The organism is Mesorhizobium sp. B1-1-7 (genome assembly GCF_006442705.1).
Taxonomy (GTDB): domain Bacteria; phylum Pseudomonadota; class Alphaproteobacteria; order Rhizobiales; family Rhizobiaceae; genus Mesorhizobium; species Mesorhizobium opportunistum.
In genome coordinates, this window is record NZ_VFWQ01000006.1 from 345746 (window position 1) to 367666 (window position 21921).

Consider the following 21921-nt stretch of genomic DNA (forward strand, 5'->3'; position numbering starts at 1 on the left):
TTCGGGATGACAAACTCCCAACGGCACCGGTCATTCCGGGTACAGCAGCGCGACGACATGATCGGCGATCGCCAGGCTTGCCGTCAGGCCGGGGCTCTCTATGCCGAACAGGTTGACGATCCGGCCGAGGCCATGATCGCCCGGACCCTGGATCATGAAGTCGGCCGCCGGCTGGCCGGGACCCGACAGTTTCGGCCTGATGCCGGCATAGGCCGGTTGCAGGGCGCCATCGCCAAGGTCGGGCCAATAACGGCGGATCGCTTCGTAGAAGACGGCGCTCCGGCCTGGATCGACCGTGTAATCCACATGGTCGATCCATTCGACATCAGGCCCAAAGCGCGCGCTGCCGCTGAGATCATGCGTCAGGTGGACGCCGAGGCCGCCTTCGACCGGAACCGGATAGATCAGCCGCGAAAACGGCGACCGGCCTGGAAGCGCGAAATAATTTCCGCGCGCCAGCCACTGCCGGGGGATGAGGCTTTGCGGGAACCCCTCGATCCGGCCGGCCATGGCCTGCGCGTCGAGGCCCGCGGCGTTGACGAAGGCGCGGGCCTCCAAAGCGAAGGTCTCGCCATCGGCATCGCGCGTGTCGACACGGATCCCGTCGGCGTCGATCGTCGCGCCGGCCACGCAGGTCAGGAAAGCGAAGGCCGTGCCGGCCGCCTCGGCGTCGCCGCGCAGCGACAGCATCAAGGCATGGCTGTCGACGATGCCGGTCGACGGCGACAGCAGCGCGCCGGCGCATGTCAGCGCCGGCTCCAGGCTTTCGGCTTCGCCGCGCGTCAAAAGCTCGAGGTCCTCGACCCCGCAACGGTGTGCATTGGCCTGGATCGTCCGCAACCCGTCCATCTGCCCTGGCTCGCTGGCGACGATCAGCTTGCCGGTCCGTGCATGGGCGACGCCGTGCTCGGCGCAGTAGGCGTAGAGGAGCCCGCGGCCTTCGACGCAGAGCCGGGCCTTCAGGCTGCCCGGCGCATAATGGAGCCCGGCATGGATGACTTCGGAATTGCGCGAACTGGTGACGGTGCCGATCGCATCGGCCTGCTCGATGACCACCACCTCGCGGCCCGACAAGGCAAGCGCCCTGGCGACGGCAAGCCCGACGACGCCTGCTCCGGCGACAACACAGTCGATTGCCTGCATGGGCCCGCTTCCAGGATTACGCGCCGGCTGAAAAAACCTTGTCGCCGCCGATCCAGACGCTTCCTATGCCGAGATCGTCCGACAGCGCAACGATATCCGCCGCCGTGCCGTTGGCAAGGCGGCCAAGCCGGTGCGACTGGCCGATCGCCTGCGCCGGATAGAGCGAGGCCATACGCAAGGCTTCGGAAAGGTCGAGCCCGACGACGCGGTGCATGAACCGGATGGCCGAGATCATGTCGAGGTCGGCGCCGGCCAGCGTCCCGTCGGCAAGCCTGAGGCTCCCGTCCTTGCGGTAGATGGTGCGGCCGTTGAGCGTGAACGAGCTCATGTCGGTGCCGATCGTCGCCATCGCGTCGGTGACGAGCACGATCTTGCCAGGCCCCTGCTTGGCCTCGAGTGCGATCCTGATGGTCGCCGGATGGACGTGGATGCCGTCGGCGATCAGCCCGGCGGACAAGGTGCCGATGTCGATCGCCGTGCCCGCCAGCCCCGGCTCGCGGTTGCCGATCTGGCTCATCGCGTTGAACAGGTGGGTGACCACGCTGGCGCCCGCCTCGGCGAAGGTTTTCGCCGTGGCATAGCCGGTGTCCGAATGGCCGAGGCTGACGATGGTGCCGGCCCTGGTCAATGCCGTGACGCGGGCCGGCTCGACGGATTCGGGCGCTATCGTGGTGAGCAGCACCGGCAGCTTCCGCCGCGCCGCGATCAGCATCGCCTGGTCGGCGTCCGTCATCGGCCGGATCAGCGCCGGATCATGCGCACCCTTGCGCGCGATCGACAGATGCGGCCCTTCGAGATGCAGGCCGAGGAAGCCCGGCACCTTCTGCAGCGTCGCTGCTTCGCCGGCGGCAATTGCGGCGGCGGTGATGTCAGGCGTGTCGGTGATCAGCGTCGGCAGCAGCGCGGTCGTGCCGAACGGCGCGTGCGCCCGGCATATGGTCTCGATCGAGGCGACGTCGGGGTGGTCGTTGAGCATGACGCCGCCGCCGCCATTGACCTGGATGTCGACGAAGCCCGGCACCAGCATGCCGCCGCCGGTCTCGACGACGCGGACGTCCGAAGGGATGGCGCCGGTGGGCAAAATAGCCTCGACGAGGCCGTCGCGCACGACGAGCGCCGCGCCTTCATGCCAGTCGTCGCCGTCGAAAATCCGGGAGCCAGTCAGGGCAAAACGATCGCTCATACGGTCTCCGTCACCTTGCGAAGGTTGCGCGGCGTGTCCGGATCGAGGCCGCGATGGCGCGCGAAGGCCTCGACGAACATGTAAAAGGAGACGATCAGCGTCAGCGGGTCGGTTAAGGGGTGGCCGGTGGCGACATGCGGCAGGCGCGTGGCACGGTTGGCAAGCGCGGAGGTGACGAACACCGGCGCGCCCTTGGCCGCCAGGCTGTCGGCGGCTTCGGCGACCGACGGTTCGGACGCATCGCGCGCGGCCAGCGCCAGCACCGGAAAATCCGGACCGATCAGCGCCAGCGGGCCGTGCATGACTTCGGCCGCGCTGTAGGCCTCGGCATGCATGCCGCAGGTCTCCTTGAACTTCAGCGCCGCCTCGTTGGCCATCGCCGCGGACGGCCCGCGGCCGAGGATGAACAGCGACTTCTGCTTTTCGATCGTTTCGGCCAGCACGCTCATCCAGTCGCAGGCGATCGCCTTGCCGAAATGTTCGGGCAGGCGGGCAAGTGCGGCAAGCAGCGCGGTGTCGCCGGTGGAATGCGCCATCAAGGCGAGGCCGGCGACGGCGGAATTGATGAAGGTCTTGGTCGCCGCGACGCTGCGCTCGGGCCCGGCCAGGATGTCGATCGCATAGTCCGAGGCGCGCGCCAGCGGCGAATCGGCGGTGTTGGTAACGGCAATGGTCAGCGCGCCGCCGGCCCTTGCGGTTTCGGCCATGGCGACGATGTCGGGGCTCTTGCCCGACTGGGAGATCGCCAGGCAGGCCGATCCGGCGAGCCGGAGTTTGCGGCCATAGATCGAAGCGATGGAAGGGCCGACCGAGGCGACGGCAAGGCCCGCGGTCAGCTCGACGGCATATTTCATGAAGGTGGCGGCATGGTCGGACGAGCCGCGCGCCACGGTGACGACGAAATGCGGGTCGCGTTCCCGGATGCCATGCCCGGCCTCGGAGAGCACGGTGCCGGAGCCGTCGAGCAGGCGGGCGACGGCCTGCGGGATCTCCTCGATCTCGCGCCGCATATGGGTGATTTCAATCATGGTCGGCCCTCTTCGCTCGGCCCTGTCAGCCGCAGTTCGGCGACGAAGTCGTAGGCGTCGCCCCGGTAGATCGAGCGGGTGAATTCGATCACCTTGCCGCTCGCCAGATAGGAAATACGTTCGATGTGCAGGCCGGCAATGCCCGGCGGCACTTCGAGCAGGCGCGCGTCGCTGTCGCCGAGATTGGCGGCCGAAATGCGCTGCACTGCCCGCACCGGCCGGTTGCCCGTCATCTCCAGGGCGGCGTAGAGCGAGGAGCCTATGGCAGCCGGGTCAGGCAGCGCACTGGCCGACAGCGATGCGCGTTCGATCGCCAGCGGTGTGTCGTTGGCGATGCGCAGGCGCGCCACGCGCGCCACCAGTTCGCTCGACGACAGGCCAAGCACCATCATCTCGTCGGGCGAGGGCGCGTAGAGGCCGCGGTCGAGCCACGCCGAACGCACCGCCATGCCGCGCCGCGCCATGTCTTCGGTGAACGAGGTGAGCCGCGACAGCGACTGCTCGACGCGCTCCATGCGCGGCGCCACGAAGGTGCCGGAGCCATGGCGCTGCACCAGGATGCCGCCCTTGACCAGGTCCTGCACCGCTTTGCGCACGGTGACCCGCGAAATGTCGGCCTTGGTGGCGATGTCGCGTTCGGAAGGCAGCGCGTCGCCCGGTCCGATCAGGCCGCGGTTGACCGCGTCCTCGATGCTCTTGCGAAGCTGCAGATAGAGCGGCGCGCCGCTCTGCGCCGACTGTTTCAGCGTGGCGAAGATCTGGTCGGCGGCGTCGCTCATCGAGCCGGCCCCGCATGCCCTGCGAAAAGCCGCACCGCCATCTGCACGGCGCCGCCCAGCGCGTCGTCGAGCGGCGGCTTCAGGAGCGCCCGGTAACGCGCCGACAGGCGCGGCGCGTAAAGCGGCGCCAGGCCGCCGAGCAGGCAGAGCGGCGCGCCTTCGGCGAGATCGAGCGCGCCAAGCGAGGCTTCGACATCGGCGACCACCCTGTCCAGGATCCAATTGGCGACGCTGTCGCCTTTTTCGGCGTGTTCGAACACCTTGGGCGCGAAACCGCCGAAATCGCCGGGCTTGGCATTGGTGGTGAACTCGACCACGTCCTCCGGATTGTTGCGGAAAACGGCCATCATGCTGTCGGTCAGCGGCGACCCCTCGCGCACGCCATCATAGGCAAGCAGCGTCTGTTCGAGCAGGTCGCGGCCGATGCGCGCGCCGCTGCCCTGGTCGCCGACCTGGAATCCCCAGCCGCCGATGGCGCGCGACTTGCCTTGTCTGCGCGCCATGTAGGCGGTGCCGGTGCCGAGGATCGCCATGGCGCCGTCGCCTGATCCGACGGCGCCTTCCAGCGCGATCTCGGCATCGGTCTCGACGCGGCTGACGCTGAACGGCAGAACCGCTTCGAGCTGCTGCCGGTAGGTGCCGACATTGGCGCCGGCAAGGCCCAGAATGGCCGGTGTCTGCGGGATCAACTCCGGGTCCTGCCCGGCGGCGATGAACGCCTGCCGCGCCGCCTCGACGATGTTCGACCGGGCGCCGGTAAGATCGGTGCGGATGTTGGCGGCGCCGCTTTTGGCACGGCCGAGGACCATGCCGTCCGCATTTGCCAGGGCGGCCCTGCAGCTGGTGCCGCCGCCATCGATGCCGAGCACGAAATTCACGTGATTTCTCCTCCGGGCGGATAATACCAATAAAATACCAATAGCCAAGGGTTAATTTCCGTTTCAAAAAGATTAAGAAGTATTTTATTGAAAATCCTGGGCATTTCGCCGGCTCAGCGATTTCCAGGCCGCGAATTCGTTAATGCTTGTGGACAAGTGGTATTTTTTTGGTATTGTTCTGGTATTGGAGGACCTGGGATGCCCGAAACGCGCACCGAAGCGCTTCACAGGAATGCCGAGGGGCTGGATATCCAGGCCCCGGAAGCCATCCTTGCTTCGCTGGCCGATGCGCAGGTCGAGGCCGCCAAGGCCGTCCGTAACGCCATTCCGTCCATCGCCAAGGCAGCCGAGGTCATCGCCGACAGGCTGAATGGCGGCGGCAGACTTGCCTATGCCGCGGCCGGCAGTTCCGGCCTGATGGCGATGGCCGATGCACTGGAATTGCCCGGCACCTTCGGCATCGAACGCGACCGTATCGCCATCCTGATCGCCGGAGGAGACGAGGCTTTCCACACGCTGGCCGGTGGACCCGAGGACGACACGGAGGAGGCCGCTGCGGCGGTCGCCAGTGCGGGCATCGGCAAGGGCGACTGCCTGATCGCCGTTTCGGCCAGCGGCACGACACCCTATGCCGTGCACGCCCTCCAGGAAGCGGCCCGCCGCGGGGCGGCCACCATCGGCATCGCCAACAACCGGGATTCGGCCCTGCTCAAGCAGGCTGGAACCGCCATCCTGCTCGAAACGCCACCGGAAGTGATCGCCGGCTCGACGCGCATGGGCGCCGGCACCGCCCAGAAGATCGCGCTCAACATGCTGTCGACCTTGACCGCCGTCCATCTCGGCCACGTACATGACGGCTACATGGTCAACCTCATGGCCGACAACATCAAGCTGCGCGACCGCGCCGCGCGCATCGTCGCCGCCGTCAGCGGACGCGGCAGGGACGAAGCCGCCCAACTGCTCGAGAAGAGTGGCGGCGCGGTCAAGACCGCCATTCTGCTAGCCGCCGGCGCCGACAATGCCGATGCGGCGCGGAAGATACTGGAGGGGACCGGCCAGAAGCTGAGGCCAGCCCTTTCCGCGCTGGAGCATGATTCCGAAAAGTGGAACCCACTTTTCGGAAAAGATCGTGCTCGAACAAAGAAGTAGGGCTTGTTTCATCCCGATTTCCATCGGGGTGAAACGGGCTTGCGAGGGGAGCAAGGGATCAAAAGCCCCTGTTCTCATCAAAACCGAACCTGAAAAAGGTCAACAGGGAGACTGAGCATGACAACGAAACTACTGACGGCACTGCTTCTGGGCACCAGCATTCTCGGCTCGGCCGGGTTGGCTCACGCCGCTGACGTAACCCTCAACATCGAAAGCTGGCGCGGCGACGACCTTGCCATCTGGAAGGACAAGCTGATCCCGGCCTTCGAAGCCAAGAACCCAGGCATCAAGGTGGTGTTCGCGCCATCGGCTCCGACCGAATATGACGCCGCGCTCGGCGCCAAGCTCGCCGCCGGCTCGGCGGGCGACCTGATCACTTGCCGCCCGTTCGACAAGTCGCTCGAACTGTTCAAGAAGGGCAACCTCGCCGACCTCTCCGCGCTGCCCGGCATGGAGAATTTCTCGCCGGTGGCCAAGTCCGCCTGGCAGACCGATGACGGCAAGGCGAGCTTCTGCGTGCCGATGGCCTCGGTCATCCACGGCTTCATCTACAACAAGGACGCCTTCGACAAGCTCGGCATCAAGGTGCCGCAGACCCGCGACGAGTTCTTTGCAGCACTCGACAAGATCAAGGCCGACGGCACCTACATCCCGATGGCGATGGGCACCAAGGACCTCTGGGAAGCCGCGACCATGGGCTACCAGAACATCGGCCCCAACTACTGGAAGGGCGAAGACGGCCGTGCGGCGCTGATCAAGGGCGATCAGAAGCTGACCGACAAGGACTGGGTTGCCCCGTATGAGGAACTGGCCAAGTGGAAGCCGTATCTCGGCGACGGCTTCGAGGCGCAGACCTATCCGGACAGCCAGAACCTGTTCACGCTCGGCCGCGCCGCCATCTACCCGGCCGGCTCGTGGGAAATCGGCCTGTTCAACACCCAGGCCCAGTTCAAGATGGGTGCCTTCCCGCCGCCGGTCGAGAAGGCCGGCGACACCTGCTACATCTCGGACCATACCGATATCGGCATGGGCCTGAACGCAGCGTCGAAGAATGCCGATGCGGCCAAGACGTTCCTGTCCTGGGTCGCATCGCCCGACTTCGCCACCATCTACGCCAACGCGCTGCCGGGCTTCTTCAGCCTGAACTCCGCGCCGGTGAAGATGGAAGACCCGCTGGCGCAGGAATTCGTCTCCTGGCGCGGCAAGTGCAAGTCGACGATCCGCTCGACCTACCAGATCCTGTCGCGCGGCACGCCGAACCTCGAGAACGAGACCTGGGTTGAATCGGCCAACGTCATCAACGGCACCGATACGCCCGAAGCAGCGGCCAAGAAGCTGCAGACCGGCCTCGACAGCTGGTACAAGCCGGCGAAGTAAGAGCTCAGGCAACGGAGCCGGCCGGGCGCAAGCCTGGCCGGTTCCGGATACTCTGCATCCGCAGAGATAGCGATTGTCGGCACCACCTCGTGGCCTTACCCTTGCTGGTCTTGGGAAAGGCTAGCTGACCAGTCGCAGGCCTTTGTCCTTGCCGCATCGGGCAAGGATGTTCGGGCCGTGCATCGAGGCATCATCTGGCATCAATATTCGTCTGGAACCGAGAGACGGCGGGGACCGAACTCATGGCCGCAGAAATACGACCCAAAAGACCTGTTCGCTGGCACATCGGCATCTTCCTGGCGCCGGCGGTGCTCGTCTACACGGCGATCATGATCCTGCCGCTCGCCGGCACCTTGCAGCTGTCGCTGTTCCGCAACGTCAGCGAGTCCCAGGTCTTTGTCGGGTTGGAGAATTTCCGCACCCTGTTCGGCGATCCCAACTGGTCGGTGGGTTTCTGGAACGCACTCAGGAACAACACCTGGTTCTTCATCATCCACATGCTGGTGCAGAACCCGATCGGCGTCATGCTGGCGGCATTGCTGTCCAGCCCGCGACTGAGATTTGCCGCCTTCTACCGCACGGCGATCTTCGTGCCGACCATCCTGTCCTTTGTCATCGTCGGCTTCGCCTGGAAGCTCATCCTATCGCCGTTGTGGGGCGTGGCGCCGCACATGATGGACCTGGTCGGTCTGAAAAGCCTGTTCACGCCCTGGCTCGGCAAGGAACAATACGCGCTGACCGCGCTTAGCCTGATTTCGGTATGGCAGTTCGTCGGCATCCCGATGATGCTGATCTATGCCGCATTGCTGTCGATCCCTGAGGAAGTGATCGAAGCCGCCGAATGCGACGGCATCACCGGCCTGTCGCAGTTCTGGAAGATCAAGCTGCCGCTGATCCTGCCGTCGATCGGCATCATCTCGATCCTCACCTTCGTCGGCAATTTCAACGCCTTCGACCTGATCTACACCGCGCAAGGGGCGCTCGCTGGGCCGAACTATTCGACCGACATTCTCGGCACCTTCCTCTACCGCGCCTTCTTCGGCTTCCAGCTGCAAGTCGGCGACCCCAACATGGGCGCGGCGATCGCCACGATGATGTTCCTGATCATCCTCGGCGGCGTCTGCGTCTACCTCTTCCTCGTCCAGACGCGCCTGCGTCGCTATCAGTTCTGAGGGGTGGATATGTTACGGCTAAACATCCCCCTCTGGCCTGCCGGCCATCTCCCCCGCAAGGGGGGAGATCGGATGTCACGAAGGCTTTCGCCAATCTTCCACGTCGCAGGAGAAGCGCCGAGCCCGAAGCTGCCAATCTCCCCCCTTGCGGGGGAGATGGCCGGCAGGCCAGAGGGGGGTGCCTGGGCGCCATTGTTTGGAAGTGTGCGTCAGGAGACCTCCCAATGAGCACCGCCACCCGATCACTCCCCCGCACCATCGGCGCTCACGCGATCCTGTTGACCTACACGGCGATCGCGCTGTTTCCGGTGATCCTGGTCATCATGAATTCGTTCAAATCCCGCGCCGGCATCTTCGGCGCGCCGCTGACACCGCCGACGCCGAAAACCTTCGACCTGATCGGCTACACCACGGTCATCGGCCAGGGCGATTTCATCCACTATTTCCAGAACAGCCTCGTCGTCACCGTCGCCTCGCTGTTCTTCGTGCTTCTGTTCGGCGCCATGGCGGCGTTTGCGCTGTCGGAATACCGCTTCCGCGGCAATTCGATGATGGGGCTTTATCTCGCGCTCGGCATCATGATCCCGATCCGGCTCGGCACGGTCGCCATCCTGCAATTGATGGTGGCGAGCGGGCTGGTCAACACGCTGACGGCGCTGATCCTGGTCTACACCGCGCAGGGCCTGCCGCTCGCCGTCTTCATCCTGTCGGAATTCATGAAGCAGGTATCCGACGATCTGAAGAACGCCGGCCGCATCGACAGCCTGTCCGAATACACCATCTTCTTCCGCCTGGTGCTGCCGCTGGTCAGGCCATCGATGGCCACGGTCGCCGTCTTTACCATGATCCCGATCTGGAACGATCTGTGGTTCCCGCTGATCCTGGCGCCGTCGGAAGAGACCAAGACGGTGACGCTCGGTGCCCAGCTCTTCCTCGGCCAGTTCGTCACCAACTGGAACGCCATCCTGGCAGCCCTCTCGCTGGCGATCATGCCGGTGCTGATCCTCTACGTCATCTTCTCGCGGCAGCTGATCCGCGGCATCACGTCGGGAGCCGTCAAGTGAGCGGAGCCCTGCAATTCTCCGCCGGCGCCATCACCCCACCCGGCGCTTCGCGCCGACCTCCCCATCAAGGGGAGGTAGAAGGGCGCCGTTTCATTCGACGGGTCGGAGGTTCAATTCGGAGCAGCTGCGCCGACAGCGGGAAGTTCACGCCAACGCCCCACCTCCCCTCGATGGGGAGGTCGGCGCGCAGCGCCGGGTGGGGTGACACCCTCTCCGCGAGAGCAACCAAAACATTTGGAGTTGATTAGGTGAACTCTAAGCCACCCCTTCGCGTCGTCGTTGCCGGCCTTGGCAATATGGGCCGCAGCCATGCGCTGGCCTATCATACCAATCCGGGTTTCCAGATCGCGGCCCTGGTCAATCGCTCCGACGTGCCGCTACCTGACGGACTGACGGGCTACGGCATCAGGCGTTCCTTCGACGAGGCGCTGCGCGACGAAAAACCCGATGTCGCCTGCATCGCCACCTATTCCGACAGCCATGCCGACTATGCGGTCAGGGCGTTCGAGGCCGGCTGCCATGTCTTCGTCGAGAAGCCACTGGCAACGACGGTGGCCGATGCCAAGCGCGTCGTCGCGGCCGCCAAGGCCAATGGCAGGAAACTGGTGATCGGCTACATCCTGCGTCATCATCCGTCCTGGATCAGGCTGATCGCCGAGGCGCGCAAGCTCGGCGGCCCCTACGTGTTCCGCATGAACCTCAACCAGCAATCTTCCGGCCATACCTGGGAGACGCACAAGCAATTGATGCAGACGACCTCGCCGATCGTCGATTGCGGCGTGCACTATCTCGACGTCATGCTGCAGATCACCGATGCCAGGCCGGTCGAAGTGCGTGGCATGGGCGTGCGGCTGACTGAGGAGGTGGCGCCGTCCATGTACAATTACGGGCACCTGCAGGTGCTGTTCGATGACGGTTCGGTCGGCTGGTACGAAGCCGGCTGGGGGCCGATGATTTCCGAGACCGCTTTCTTCGTGAAGGACGTCATCTCGCCCAACGGCTGCGTGTCGATCGTCATGAAGGAAGGTGTCAGGTCCGACGACATCGACACCCACACCAAGACCTCGACCATCCGCCTGCACAGTGCGGCGACCGGCGCTGACGGCAAGTTCGCCAAGCCTGACGAAATGCTGTCGATGGAAGGCGAACCCGGCCATCAGGACCTCTGCGATCTCGAGCAGGCCTTCGTGCTCAGAGCGATCCGCGAGGATCTGGATCTCACCAAACATATGGACGACGCAGTGAAATCGCTCGCCGTCTGTCTCGCCGCCGACGAGAGCGTGCGCAGCGGAAAGGCGGTGCGATTGTGACAAGGGCATTGTCGTCGGGGGTGGCGCTGGCGCCCACTCATCAATTTGGAGGATCGCCGTGGGCTCGCTGAAGATCGAGAATGTAAAGAAGGCCTTCGGGCCGGTCGAGGTGCTGAAGGGCATCGACCTCGAAGTGACCGATGGCGAATTCGTCGTCTTCGTCGGCCCATCGGGCTGCGGCAAGTCAACCTTGCTGCGGGTCATCGCCGGGCTGGAGGATTCGACCTCGGGCCGCGTGGTCATCGATGGTGCGGATGTTTCCGCCACGCCACCGGCCAAGCGCGGCATTGCCATGGTGTTCCAGACCTATGCGCTCTACCCGCATCTGACGGTGAAGAACAATATGGGTCTTGGCCTGAAGCAAGCCGGCACGCCGACGGCCGAGATCGACCGCCGCATCGGCATTGCGTCCTCGATGCTGTCGCTGGAGCCCTATCTTGAAAGGCGGCCGGCCGAACTCTCCGGCGGCCAGCGCCAGCGTGTCGCCATCGGCCGCGCCGTGGTCCGCGAGCCAAAACTGTTCCTGTTCGATGAGCCGCTGTCGAACCTCGACGCGGCGCTGCGCGTCAACACGCGGCTGGAGATCGCGCAGCTGCATCGCCGTCTGAAGGCGACGATGATCTACGTCACCCACGACCAGGTCGAGGCGATGACGCTGGCCGACAAGATTGTGGTGCTGAACGCCGGCAGGATCGAACAGATCGGCGGCCCGATGGAGCTTTACAATTCGCCGGCCAACGAGTTCGTCGCCGGCTTCATCGGCTCACCGAAGATGAACTTCATCGACGGGGCGAGACTGGGCGATACGGCCAAGACCATCGGCGTGCGGCCGGAGCATCTGACGGTCGACCCAAAGTCCGGCAGCTGGAAGGGCACGGTCGTGCATGCCGAGCATCTCGGCGCCGACACTAACCTCTATCTCGACTGCGAGAAAGCGGGGCTGATCACGGTGCGCATTTTCGGCGTGTATGACGCCGAGCCGGGTGCGACGCTTTACGCGACGCCGGATCCGGCGAAGACCTATCGGTTTGGCGCCGATGGGAAAGTGCTGAAGTAGCGCGGCACCGACGCTCCTTTCCTCTCCCTCCGGAGGGGGGAGAGGTGGCGCCGCGAAGCGGCGACGGAGTGGGGGAAGCCCGTGCCCCAAGCGCAGTCGCCGAAAAGCAGGCACGACCCAGTGAGCGTCTAGTCTTTCGTGGAGCAGTCGACCCCCACTCCGTCGAGCTTCGCTCGACACCTCTCCCCCGATCGACGGGGGAGAGGAAAGGCGCGAAACCGTCTCCTCCTTCCGAACGACCATAAGAAGAGGACGGAAAAGTCGGCGGCCTACTCGTCCGCCTTGAACGTCTGCTTCTGCTGGCCGAGCCCCTCGATGCCCAGTTCCACCACGTCACCAGCCTTCAGGAACACCGGCGGCTTCATGCCCAGCCCGACGCCGGGCGGGGTGCCTGTCGAAATAATGTCGCCGGGGTGCAGCGACATGAACTGGCTGAGATAGGCGACGAGGTAGGCGACGCCATAGACCATGGTCCTGGTCGAGCCGTTCTGCATCGTCTTGCCGTTGACGGTCAGCCACATTTTGAGGTTCTGCGGGTCGGCCACTTCGTCCTTGGTCACCAGCCATGGGCCGGTCGGGCCGAACGTGTCGCAGCTCTTGCCCTTGGTCCACTGGCCCTGCCGCTCGGCCTGGAAGGCGCGTTCGGACACGTCGTGCGAGACGCAATAGCCGGCGACATAGTCGAGCGCATCGGTTTCGCTGACATATTTCGCGGTTTTGCCGATGACCACGCCGAGCTCGACTTCCCAGTCGGTCTTCTCGGAGCCGCGCGGGATCAGCACGTCGTCGTCAGGCCCGACAATGGCCGAGCTTGCCTTCATGAAGATGATCGGCTCCGGCGGCACGGTGGCACCGGTCTCGGCGGCGTGGTCGGAATAGTTGAGGCCGATGCAGATGAACTTGCCGGTGCCGGCGACGCAGGCGCCGAGCCGCGGCTTGCCGGAAACCGCCGGCAGCGACTTCGCATCGAGCTTGGCCAGCATGTCCAGCGAGGCCGGATGAAGCGTGGTGCCGGCAATGTCGGCGACATGGGCGGAGAGATCGCGGATCGTTCCATCCGCATCGAGCAGGCCGGGACGTTCGCTCCCAACCTCGCCATAGCGCAGCAGTTTCATTTAAACCCTTCTCCTGATTGCGGCCGCATGGCCCTTTGCAAATTCTCCGCCGAGGCGACGGCGGACCCTACTGATCGGCCTGGTTCCGGGCAAGCGCGAGACTCGTCCCGGGCAAGCCGGCGCGCCGGATTTTCAGACTTCACGATCTCCCGACAAACGCGGCCAAGAATCCCGATCTTCCCGTCTGTCCCGATTTCAGAGCTTCAGATCGACCAGCCGCCGTCGATATTATAGGCCTGTCCGGACGTGTAGGTGGCGCCGGCCAGGTAGACGGCGAGATCGGCGATTTCCTCCGGCGTGCCGAGCCGGCCCATCGGCTGGCGGGCGATGAAGGCGGCCCGCGCCGCTTCGTAGTCGCCTTGCGCATGCATGCGGTCCTGCAGCGACGGGCTCTCGACCGTGCCGGGGCAGATGGCGTTGCAGCGTATGCCCTTGCCGACATAGTCGGCGGCGACCGCCTTGGTCAGGCCGATCACGGCGGCCTTGGTGACGCCATAGGCGAAACGGTTCGGCACGCCCTTGGTGGAACTGGCCAGCGAGGCCATGTTGATGATCGACCCGTCGCCGCGCTCCAGCATGCCGGGCAGCACGGCGCGGATGGTGCGGATCATGGCGCGCACGTTGAGATTGAAGGCGAAATCGAGATCGCTATCCTTCATCTCAAGGATCGAGCCGGAATGGACGAAACCGGCGCAGTTGAACAGCACGTCGACGCGGCCGATCTCGGCAAAGGCGGTGTTGACCGCCTCGTCGTTGAGGACGTCCAGCTTGCGGGCCTTGATCCCCGCCGTCTTGGCGAGTTCGGCGAGGAGCGTCTCGTTGATGTCGGTGGCGTAGACCGTGGCTCCAGCCTTGGCGAAGGCTAGTGCGCTCGCCTTGCCGATGCCCTGCGCCGCCGCCGTGACGACAACGACCTTGCCTGCCAGATCCGCCATGCTCTTCTCCTCGTCCGCTAGGATCATCCGCCTTTATCGGCAGCCGGCCAACGCGTCATGTGCCAGTCATGAGCCATCGTGCGGCCTGCGCCGTGTCGGTTCACAGATAAAAATGTTTTTTCTCGTTAAAGAACATGGGTCCGGGCGTCAAGCCCGGACACGATCACCATTGTGGCTGTCCAAAGGCTCAGTCGCCGTAGGGCACCCAGACATTCTTCACCTCGATGGCGCGGCGCAGCAAGGCATCGCCGGCCGCCTCGTCGGACGCCCAGTCCAGGCTGCGGCCATTGCCGCTCCAGACGCGCTTGAGGTTGCCGATGGACGAGGCTTCCGCCTTGGCGCAGGTCTCGGCATCGGCGAACACCCAGAGCCCATCGACATCGTCATGCTTGGCGAGCACCCCGGCAAGTTCCGCCGTGCGGCCGGTGACGATGTTGATGGCGCCGGCCGGAACGTCGGAATATTCGATCACTTGATAGAGATCGGTGGCGAGCAGCGGGTAGCGTTCGGACGGCACGGCAACCACGGTGTTGCCCATGGCTAGCGCCGGCGCGATGAGCGAGATCAGGCCAAGCAGCGGCGAGGTATTAGGCGCGACGATGCCGACGACGCCGATCGGCTCGTGCAGCGCCAGGGTGACGGCACGCGCCGGCGGCTGGTGCACGCGGCCTTCGAACTTGTCGGCGAGGCCGGCATAGAGGAACAGGCGTTCGATCGACTGGTCGACTTCTTCCCGCGCGGCCTTGGGCGTTGCGCCGGTCAATTCGGTCAGACGAGCCGCGAATTCGCCAGCGCGGCCGGAAAGGTTTTCGGCCAGATAATAGAGCACCTGGGAGCGGTTGTAGGCGGTCGCCTCCGGCCATGCCTTGCACGCGCGCGCAGCCGACACGGCATCGCGGATATCCTTGCGGTTGCCAAAACCGACTTCGCCGGCGAGCTTGCCCTTGGCGGTGGCGACGGCCAACGAATAATTGCCGTCCGGGCGTACCTGTTTGCCGCCGATGAACAGCTTGGCCGTGCGGTCGATGGCCGAGCCATCGGCCTGCTCGACCGGTTGCGCCGAGATCGTCGCCGGCTTGATGGCCGGACCGAGCGGCAGTTTTGCCGCGAGATACTCGAACATGCCCTCGCGCCCACCCTCGCGGCCGAAGCCGCTCTCGCGGTAGCCTCCGAAGCCGCAGGCGGCGTCGAACATGTTGGTGCCGTTGACCCAGACGACGCCGGCCTTCAATTGCGGCGCGACATGCAAAGCCAGGTTGACGTTCTCGCTCCACACGCTCGCCGCCAGCCCATAGCGCGTGTTGTTGGCAAGCTCGATCGCTTCCTCGGTGTTGCGGAAGGTCATGGTCGCCAGCACCGGACCGAACACCTCTTCCTGGGCAAGAATGTTAGCCGGCGAAACACCGGTGGCAAGTGTTGGCAGGTGATAGTAACCCGAGGACGGCAGCGCCGCGTCCGGCTGCCAGCAGACGGCGCCTTGTCTGGCGCCTTCGGCGACCAGTCCCTTGACCCGGTCGAGCTGCGTGGCGTCGACCAGCGGGCCGATATCGGTGTTCTTGTCGAGCGGGCTGCCGACGCGCAGCCGGCTCATCCGCGTCTTGACCTTGGCGATCAAGGCCTCGGCGATGCCTTCCTGCACCAGGAGCCGCGAGCCGGCGCAGCAGACCTGGCCCTGGTTGAACCAGATGCCATCGACCAGGCCTTCGACGGCGCTGTCGAGATCGGCATCCTCGAAAACGATGAAGGCCGACTTGCCGCCAAGCTCCAGCGATAGTTTCTTGCCCGAGCCGGCGGTTGCCTTGCGGATGATCTTGCCGACTTCCGAAGAGCCGGTGAAGGCGATCTTCTGGATACCGGGGTGGTTGACGATGGCTCCGCCCGCTTCCGGGCCGCCCTGGACGATGTTGACGACGCCCTTCGGCACGCCGGCGCGCTCGCAGATCTCGGCGAACAGGATTGACGTCAGCGGCGTGAACTCGGCCGGCTTCAGCACCACCGTGCAGCCGGCGGCAAGTGCGGGCGCGACCTTCCACGCCAGCATCAGCAGCGGGAAATTCCATGGGATGATCTGGCCGACGACGCCGACGCCCTTGTGGCCGGGAAAATCCTTGTCCAGCGCCTGCGCCCAGCCGGCGTGATGGATGAAGTGGCGGATCGCCAAGGGCACGTCGATGTCGCGGCTTTCGCGGATCGGCTTGCCATTGTCGATTGTCTCAAGCACCGCGAACAGGCGTTGGTGCCGCTGCATGGCGCGGCCAATGGCATAAAGTACTTTTGCGCGCTGGTAGCCCGAGGATGCCGACCATTTCGGCAGTGCCTTGGTGGCTGCGGCGACGGCTGCGTCGATATCGGCGGCTCCGGCATCGGAGATCTTGGCCAGCAGCTTGCCGGAAGACGGCTCGCTGGTCTCGAAGGTCTTGCCGCCGCCAGCCGCCTTCCAGGCTCCGTCGATGAACAGCGCCTTGGAAAAATCGCGCCCGGCAAGCCAAGCGTCGGCCTCGTTGCGCGCTTCCGGCGCCGGTCCGTATTCCATGGCGTGGTAGCGTTCGAGAATATTCATGGATGGCTCCAGATAATTGTCTCAGGAGGCGTTCTTTCGCGCCCCCCTCTGTCCTGCCGGACATCTCCCCCACAAGGGGGGAGATCGGATTTTACGTCTGTCAGCCGCCATTTTGCAGCGGTGGCGATTGGCGAAATCGCCGATGCCAGCCAATCTCCCCACAAGTGGGGGAGATGTCCGGCAGGACAGAGGGGGGCGCCGTAGAGCTCCACGTTCAAAAACCTAATCCGATCCTCAAGCCATTGCGTGGCGGTGATTGGCCGAATAGTGGCCGGTCAGGTGATGCTCGAGCTGGCGCTCGATGTCGGTCAAAAGGCTCGACGCGCCGAAGCGGAACAGCTCGGGCTCCAGCCAGGGCCGGCCGAGCTCTTCCTTCATCAGCACCAGCCAGTCGAGCGAGGCCTTTGCCGTGGAAATGCCGCCGGCCGGCTTGAAGCCAATAAGGTGGCCGGTCTCCTCGAAATAGGCCCTGATGGCGCGGACCATGGCCAACCCAACCGGCAGCGTCGCGTTGACACTCTCCTTGCCGGTCGAGGTCTTGATGAAGTCGGCACCCGCCATCATCGCCACCATCGAGGCCAGCATGACATTGCGCAGCGTGGCGAGGTCGCCGGTGCCGAGAATGACCTTCAGATGCGCATCGCCGCAGGCGGCGCGCATCGAGACGATCTCGTTATAGAGTTCCCGCCATTTGGCGCCGAACACCAGCCCGCGCGGGATGACGACGTCGATCTCGTCGGCGCCGTCGCGCACCGAGGCCTCGATTTCCTGCAGCCGGGTCGACAGCGGCGCAAGCCCGTGCGGAAAGGCGGTGGAGACGGCGGCGACATGGATGCCGGTGCCGCGCACGACGTCGACCGCCGTGGCGACGAAGGGATGGTAGACGCAGACCGCGGCCGGCCGGATGGTTTCGCCCGCAATGCCGAGCCCCTCGACGATGTCGCGCCGGAACGGGTTGATCGCCTTGGCGCAGAGCCGGCGCACGCGCTCCTCGGTGTCGTTGGAGTTCAGCGTCGTCAGATCCATGCAGGCCACCGCGCGCAGCAGCCAGGCCGCCTGATTGTCGGCCTTGATCGAGCGCCGCTTGGTCAGGCTGGCGACGCGCCGTTCCAGCGCCGAACGGTTGACGCTGCGCACCGATTCCATGAAGCCGAGATCGAGCTTCATGCCGGGATTGCGCGCGATACGATGGTCCAGCGGGACGGCGCTATTGGCGGCGGCACGCGCGGGCAGCGGCGTCACCTTGGTGCCAAGGTCGGCTTCGCGGATTGTGCTGCTCATCTCCTGCCCTTTCATTCAGCGACGCACGCTTATGTCTTGGTGCGTATTGTCTATCGTCGCCCAAACCGCTCGACTGTTAGGGCGACACGCACGAAGATAGCCCGCGAAGCCATGCTTCACGAGTCCTCAAGCAAGGGATAGTCGAAAAAGGCCGCGAAAGCAGCTAATTTTTGACCGGAAGGTCAAAGCCCGATTCTTGAAGCTTGATTCCTGGGAGAGGCAGAGGTCTCAGCCGACGAAGGCGCGCTCGACCACGAATGTCGCCGGATGGCTGAGCGAGCCTTCCTGGAACCCGAGGCTCTCGGCCAGCTCCTTGACGTCCTTGAGCATGTGCATCGAGCCGCAGATCATGATGCGGTCGGTCTCGGGATTGAGCTTTTCGATGCCGAGATCGCTGTAGAACTTGCCCGAGCCGATCAGCGCGGTGATGCGGCCCATGCAGGCAGACTCCTCGCGGGTCGTCGAATTGTAGAGCGTGACGCGCCCCGTGGTCAGTTCGCCGATCAGCGGATCGCTCTCCAGCGCCGCCACCAGCTCCTGGCCATAGGTCAATTCGGCATTGTCGCGGCAGGTGTGGGTCAGGATCAGCTGGTCGAATTTCTCGTAGGTGTCGGGGTCGCGCAGCAGGCTGGCGAAGGGCGCGATGCCGGTGCCGGTCGAAATCATGAACAGCCGCTTGGCCGGCGTCAGCGCGTCGACCACCAGCGTGCCGGTCGACTTCTGGCGCATGATTACGGTGTCGCCCACCTGGATCTTCTGCAGTTCCGAGGTCAGCGGGCCGTCCGGCACCTTGATCGAGAAGAATTCCAGCTCTTCGTCCCAGGCTGGGCTCGCTACTGAATAGGCGCGGTATACCGGCTTCTCGGCATTGGGCAGGCCGATCATGACGAACTCGCCGGAGCGGAAACGCAGCGACTGCGGACGGGTGATGCGGAACGAGAACAGCCGGTCGGTGTAGTGCTTCACCGAGACGACGGTTTCGGCATAGACATTGGCCGGTATCGGAAACTGCAGCGGGCGGGCGCCGTCGGTGCTGAACGCGGATGTGGTGTTCATCAAATCCAACTTTCTGGCCCAACTCACGGACGCGGGCGCCAAATCTTTTGCTACGCGCCCGGACCGTTCAGGTCCCGGCGTGCTGCTCGCACACTCCGAGTTGGTAAGCTCTTGTGTCCGGAATTTATTAGTATACAAACGATATTTGCGTCAAGATGGTGCCGCGAAACACCTTTCCAAACTGTGACATATCCGTAGTCCCAGCATTTCGGGTTTCGACTATGAAAGAGAATTTTTCGGTGCAGCAGCCGGATTCGCTGGGCAGCGTCGTTGCCGGCATCGACGTCGGCGGAACCTTCACCGACCTGCTTCTGATCGACGGCAAGGACGGCGGCAAGGTGCATATCGCCAAGACCCCGACAACGGTCGACAACCAGGCCTTCGGCGTCGTTTCGGCGCTCGGCGACACCGGCTTTCCGATCGACGGCATCGACCTCATCGTGCACGGCACGACCACCACCACCAACGCGGTGCTGGAACGCCGGCTGGCCAAGACCGGCATGATCACCACGCGCGGCTTTCGCGACGTGATCGAGCTTGGCCGGCGCACGCGGCCTCAGGCCTATGGCATGACCGGCACCTTCGTGCCCGTCATTCCCCGCAATCTCAGGCTCGAAGTGTCGGAGCGCGTCGAGGCGTCGGGCACGGTGCGCACGCCGCTCGACGAGGCCGAGATGCGCGCGGCGGTGAAGGCGCTGATCGACGCCGGCTGCGAATCCCTGGTCATCCACTTCCTGCACTCCTACGCCAACCCTTTGCACGAGCGGCGCGCCGCCGAGATCGCCGCCGAGCTTTGGCCGAACGGCTACATCACCACGGGCCACGCGCTGCTGTCGGAAGCGCGCGAATTCGAGCGCGGCGTCACCGCCTCGGTCAACGCTTCCGTGCAGCCGATCCTTGAGCGCTATGTCGAGCGGCTGCGCAAGGAATTGGCGGACAAGGGCTATGCCCGTGACTTCCTGATCATGAACGGCAATGGCGGCATGATCTCGGCCCGCTTCGTCACACGTGAATCGGCCAAGACCGTGATGTCCGGCCCGGCCTCCGGCGTCATCGCCGCCGCCTATACGGGCAAGCGCGCCGGCTTCGAGAACCTCGTCACCTACGACATGGGCGGCACCTCCACCGACGTGGCGCTGATCCGCAACGCCGAGCCGGCTGTCTCGAACGAGATCGAGATCGAATATGCGATGCCCATCCATGTGCCGATGGTGGCCGTGCACACGGTCGGCGCCGGCGGCGGCTCGATCGCCCGCGTCGATGCGGCCGGCCTGATCCAGATCGGACCGGAAAGTGCCGGCGCCAATCCCGGCCCGATCTGCTACGGCCGCGGCGGCCTGGAGCCGACCATCACCGACGCCAATCTGGTGCTCGGCCGGCTGGCACCGAAGAAGCTCCTGGCGGTCGAGAATCCGGTCACGTCAGAGCGTGTCACTGGCATCTTCGCGGACAGGATCGGCAAGGCCACCGGCCTCTCCGGCGTCGAGGCGGCGGGTGCGGTGCTCAGGCTCGGCAACATGAAGATGGCCGGCGCCATCCGCATGGTTTCGGTGTCACGCGGCCATGACCCCCGCGATTTCGCGCTGTTCGCCTTCGGCGGCGCCGGGCCGCTGCATGCCACCGCATTGGCGCGCGAACTCGGTTTGCCCAAGGTGCTGGTGCCGGCCCGGCCCGGCATCACCAATGCGCTCGGCTGCGTCGTCGCCGACCTGCGCCACGACTTCGTCAACACCGTCAACCAGCCGATCGCCATTCTCGATGAAACCCAACTCCACGACCTATTGGAACGGCACCGAAACGAAGGCGAGGAGTTGATCGGCAAGGAAGCGGTGAAACCGGAGACGATCCGGGTCACCCACTCCGCCGATATGCAGTTCGTCGGCCAGACCCACATCATCAACGTGCCCCTGCCGTCCTCGTCGGTGACCCGGAACGAACTGCAGGCACTGTTCGAAAAAGCCTATTTCTCCCGCTTCAAGGTCGAGTTGCCGGAAATCCGCGCCAACCTCGTCAACCTCAACACTTCGGTCACCGGGGTGCGGCCGGCGATCGATCTGTCGCGGCTGATCGATCCGGCCGGGCGGGCAAAAACGCTCGACGAGGCGCGGCGCGAGATCCGGCCGGTCTGGTACAGCGGCCGCTGGCACGACACGCCAGTCTACGTACGCGAAAAACTGCCGCTCGACGCCATCATCGAAGGGCCGGCGATCCTCGAACAGATGGATGCGACCACAGTGCTCGAACCCGGCGACCGCGCGCGCTCGGATGCCGACGGCAACATCATCATCGACATCGGCGAGGCCTGAGATGCCCAATATGGATATGGCAAAGCTCGACGCCATCACGCTCTCGGTTTTGCAGGCCGCCTTGCAGCAGGTCTGCGACGAGATGGACCTGACCTTCTCCCGCGCCGCCTTCTCGCCCGTCATCGCCGAGGCCAACGATCGCTCCGACGGCATCTATTCGGCCGTCGACGGTTCGCTGATCGCACAAGGCAGCCAGGGCCTGCCGGTGTTCGTCGGCGTCATGCAATATTCGACCAGGACGGTGATCGAGATGATCGCCGACGGCCGCTGTCTCGCTCCGGAGCCGGGCGACATCTACATCGTCAACGACCCCTATCTCGGCGGCACGCATCTGATGGATGTGCGCTTCGTCATGCCGGTCTATCGGGGCGGCAAGATCTTCTGCTGGCTCTCCAACACCGGCCATTGGCCCGACATTGGCGGCTCCGTGCCCGGCGGCTTCTCGGCTTCCGCCACTGCCGTCGAACAGGAAGGCCTGCGGCTGCCGCCCGTAAAACTGTTCAAGAAAGGCGTGCTCGACCCCGAGAT

At 64.8% G+C, this 21921-nt stretch carries 18 protein-coding genes; 8 read left to right on the forward strand and 10 right to left on the reverse strand.

Annotated features, from left to right (window positions below; genetic code table 11):
* Nucleotides 1-30: 30 nt before the first annotated feature.
* Genes FJ978_RS12895 through FJ978_RS12915 form a run of 5 tightly spaced genes read right to left on the reverse strand, consistent with a single transcriptional unit; the run spans nucleotide 31 to nucleotide 5011 of the window.
* Complete coding sequence (locus tag FJ978_RS12895) at nucleotides 31-1143, reverse strand: NAD(P)/FAD-dependent oxidoreductase (RefSeq protein WP_140572404.1); 1113 nt, start codon at nucleotides 1141-1143, stop codon at nucleotides 31-33.
* A gap of 16 nt (nucleotides 1144-1159) precedes the next feature.
* Nucleotides 1160-2326 (reverse strand): N-acetylglucosamine-6-phosphate deacetylase, encoded by a 1167-nt coding sequence (gene nagA / locus FJ978_RS12900; RefSeq protein WP_140572405.1) that lies wholly within the window; start codon nucleotides 2324-2326, stop codon nucleotides 1160-1162.
* A complete protein-coding gene (locus tag FJ978_RS12905) occupies nucleotides 2323-3354 on the reverse strand; it encodes an SIS domain-containing protein (protein ID WP_140572406.1) in 1032 nt (343 codons plus the stop codon). Before FJ978_RS12905 ends, nagA begins: the two co-directional genes overlap by 4 nt.
* The gene (locus FJ978_RS12910) at nucleotides 3351-4133 is read right to left on the reverse strand and encodes a GntR family transcriptional regulator (protein ID WP_140572407.1); all 783 of its coding nucleotides are present in this window, start codon (nucleotides 4131-4133) and stop codon (nucleotides 3351-3353) included. Before FJ978_RS12910 ends, FJ978_RS12905 begins: the two co-directional genes overlap by 4 nt.
* Entirely contained in the window at nucleotides 4130-5011 is an 882-nt protein-coding gene (locus FJ978_RS12915) for an N-acetylglucosamine kinase (RefSeq protein ID WP_140572408.1), read from the reverse strand. Before FJ978_RS12915 ends, FJ978_RS12910 begins: the two co-directional genes overlap by 4 nt.
* Before the next feature lie 198 nt (nucleotides 5012-5209).
* Between FJ978_RS12915 and FJ978_RS12920 the strand changes: the two genes are divergently transcribed.
* The 6 genes from FJ978_RS12920 (at nucleotide 5210) to FJ978_RS12950 (ending at nucleotide 12140) form a co-directional block, all read left to right on the forward strand.
* A complete protein-coding gene (locus FJ978_RS12920) occupies nucleotides 5210-6160 on the forward strand; it encodes an N-acetylmuramic acid 6-phosphate etherase (protein WP_140572409.1) in 951 nt (316 codons plus the stop codon).
* A 117-nt stretch (nucleotides 6161-6277) separates the two neighbouring features.
* Nucleotides 6278-7537: an ABC transporter substrate-binding protein gene (locus FJ978_RS12925; protein WP_013891958.1), complete on the forward strand. Its 1260-nt coding sequence runs from the start codon at nucleotides 6278-6280 to the stop codon at nucleotides 7535-7537.
* Between the two features lie 242 nt (nucleotides 7538-7779).
* Nucleotides 7780-8709, forward strand: a complete 930-nt coding sequence (locus FJ978_RS12930; RefSeq protein WP_013891957.1) for a sugar ABC transporter permease — start codon at nucleotides 7780-7782, stop codon at nucleotides 8707-8709.
* A gap of 224 nt (nucleotides 8710-8933) precedes the next feature.
* Complete coding sequence (locus FJ978_RS12940) at nucleotides 8934-9773, forward strand: carbohydrate ABC transporter permease (RefSeq protein WP_140572411.1); 840 nt, start codon at nucleotides 8934-8936, stop codon at nucleotides 9771-9773.
* A gap of 248 nt (nucleotides 9774-10021) precedes the next feature.
* Nucleotides 10022-11083 carry a Gfo/Idh/MocA family oxidoreductase gene (locus FJ978_RS12945; protein ID WP_140572412.1) on the forward strand — a complete coding sequence of 354 codons (1062 nt, stop codon included), beginning with the start codon at nucleotides 10022-10024 and terminating at the stop codon, nucleotides 11081-11083.
* A 58-nt stretch (nucleotides 11084-11141) separates the two neighbouring features.
* Nucleotides 11142-12140 (forward strand): ABC transporter ATP-binding protein, encoded by a 999-nt coding sequence (locus FJ978_RS12950; protein ID WP_140572413.1) that lies wholly within the window; start codon nucleotides 11142-11144, stop codon nucleotides 12138-12140.
* Between the two features lie 269 nt (nucleotides 12141-12409).
* On the opposite strand, the gene FJ978_RS12960 is transcribed toward FJ978_RS12950, so the two are convergent.
* The 5 genes from FJ978_RS12960 to FJ978_RS12985 form a co-directional block, all read right to left on the reverse strand.
* Nucleotides 12410-13255 carry a fumarylacetoacetate hydrolase family protein gene (locus FJ978_RS12960; RefSeq protein ID WP_140572414.1) on the reverse strand — a complete coding sequence of 282 codons (846 nt, stop codon included), beginning with the start codon at nucleotides 13253-13255 and terminating at the stop codon, nucleotides 12410-12412.
* A gap of 203 nt (nucleotides 13256-13458) precedes the next feature.
* Nucleotides 13459-14190, reverse strand: a complete 732-nt coding sequence (locus tag FJ978_RS12965) for an SDR family oxidoreductase (RefSeq protein WP_140572415.1) — start codon at nucleotides 14188-14190, stop codon at nucleotides 13459-13461.
* Between the two features lie 187 nt (nucleotides 14191-14377).
* Complete coding sequence (locus FJ978_RS12970; protein ID WP_140572416.1) at nucleotides 14378-16750, reverse strand: aldehyde dehydrogenase family protein; 2373 nt, start codon at nucleotides 16748-16750, stop codon at nucleotides 14378-14380.
* 234 nt (nucleotides 16751-16984) lie between these two features.
* Entirely contained in the window at nucleotides 16985-18031 is a 1047-nt protein-coding gene (deoC, locus tag FJ978_RS12980; RefSeq protein ID WP_013891951.1) for a deoxyribose-phosphate aldolase, read from the reverse strand.
* A 228-nt stretch (nucleotides 18032-18259) separates the two neighbouring features.
* A complete protein-coding gene (locus FJ978_RS12985) occupies nucleotides 18260-19087 on the reverse strand; it encodes a ferredoxin--NADP reductase (protein ID WP_140572417.1) in 828 nt (275 codons plus the stop codon).
* A 221-nt stretch (nucleotides 19088-19308) separates the two neighbouring features.
* On the opposite strand from FJ978_RS12985, the gene FJ978_RS12990 reads away from it, so the two are divergent.
* A complete protein-coding gene (locus FJ978_RS12990) occupies nucleotides 19309-21393 on the forward strand; it encodes a hydantoinase/oxoprolinase family protein (RefSeq protein ID WP_140572418.1) in 2085 nt (694 codons plus the stop codon).
* Between the two features lie 16 nt (nucleotides 21394-21409).
* Nucleotides 21410-21921 (forward strand): hydantoinase B/oxoprolinase family protein (locus FJ978_RS12995; RefSeq protein WP_181180399.1); only part of this gene is annotated, 512 nt, incomplete at its 3' end.

What these genes read in the sequence shown, in the direction of transcription:
- FJ978_RS12895 (WP_140572404.1), bottom strand. Translation starts at nt 1,143, where the DNA reads ATGCAGGCAATCGACTGTGTTGTCGCCGGAGCAGGCGTCGTCGGGCTT.
- nagA (WP_140572405.1), bottom strand. Translation starts at nt 2,326, where the DNA reads ATGAGCGATCGTTTTGCCCTGACTGGCTCCCGGATTTTCGACGGCGAC.
- FJ978_RS12905 (WP_140572406.1), bottom strand. Translation starts at nt 3,354, where the DNA reads ATGATTGAAATCACCCATATGCGGCGCGAGATCGAGGAGATCCCGCAG.
- FJ978_RS12910 (WP_140572407.1), bottom strand. Translation starts at nt 4,133, where the DNA reads ATGAGCGACGCCGCCGACCAGATCTTCGCCACGCTGAAACAGTCGGCG.
- FJ978_RS12920 (WP_140572409.1), top strand. Translation starts at nt 5,210, where the DNA reads ATGCCCGAAACGCGCACCGAAGCGCTTCACAGGAATGCCGAGGGGCTG.
- FJ978_RS12925 (WP_013891958.1), top strand. Translation starts at nt 6,278, where the DNA reads ATGACAACGAAACTACTGACGGCACTGCTTCTGGGCACCAGCATTCTC.
- FJ978_RS12930 (WP_013891957.1), top strand. Translation starts at nt 7,780, where the DNA reads ATGGCCGCAGAAATACGACCCAAAAGACCTGTTCGCTGGCACATCGGC.
- FJ978_RS12940 (WP_140572411.1), top strand. Translation starts at nt 8,934, where the DNA reads ATGAGCACCGCCACCCGATCACTCCCCCGCACCATCGGCGCTCACGCG.
- FJ978_RS12960 (WP_140572414.1), bottom strand. Translation starts at nt 13,255, where the DNA reads ATGAAACTGCTGCGCTATGGCGAGGTTGGGAGCGAACGTCCCGGCCTG.
- FJ978_RS12965 (WP_140572415.1), bottom strand. Translation starts at nt 14,190, where the DNA reads ATGGCGGATCTGGCAGGCAAGGTCGTTGTCGTCACGGCGGCGGCGCAG.
- FJ978_RS12970 (WP_140572416.1), bottom strand. Translation starts at nt 16,750, where the DNA reads ATGAATATTCTCGAACGCTACCACGCCATGGAATACGGACCGGCGCCG.
- deoC (WP_013891951.1), bottom strand. Translation starts at nt 18,031, where the DNA reads ATGAGCAGCACAATCCGCGAAGCCGACCTTGGCACCAAGGTGACGCCG.
- FJ978_RS12985 (WP_140572417.1), bottom strand. Translation starts at nt 19,087, where the DNA reads ATGAACACCACATCCGCGTTCAGCACCGACGGCGCCCGCCCGCTGCAG.
- FJ978_RS12990 (WP_140572418.1), top strand. Translation starts at nt 19,309, where the DNA reads ATGAAAGAGAATTTTTCGGTGCAGCAGCCGGATTCGCTGGGCAGCGTC.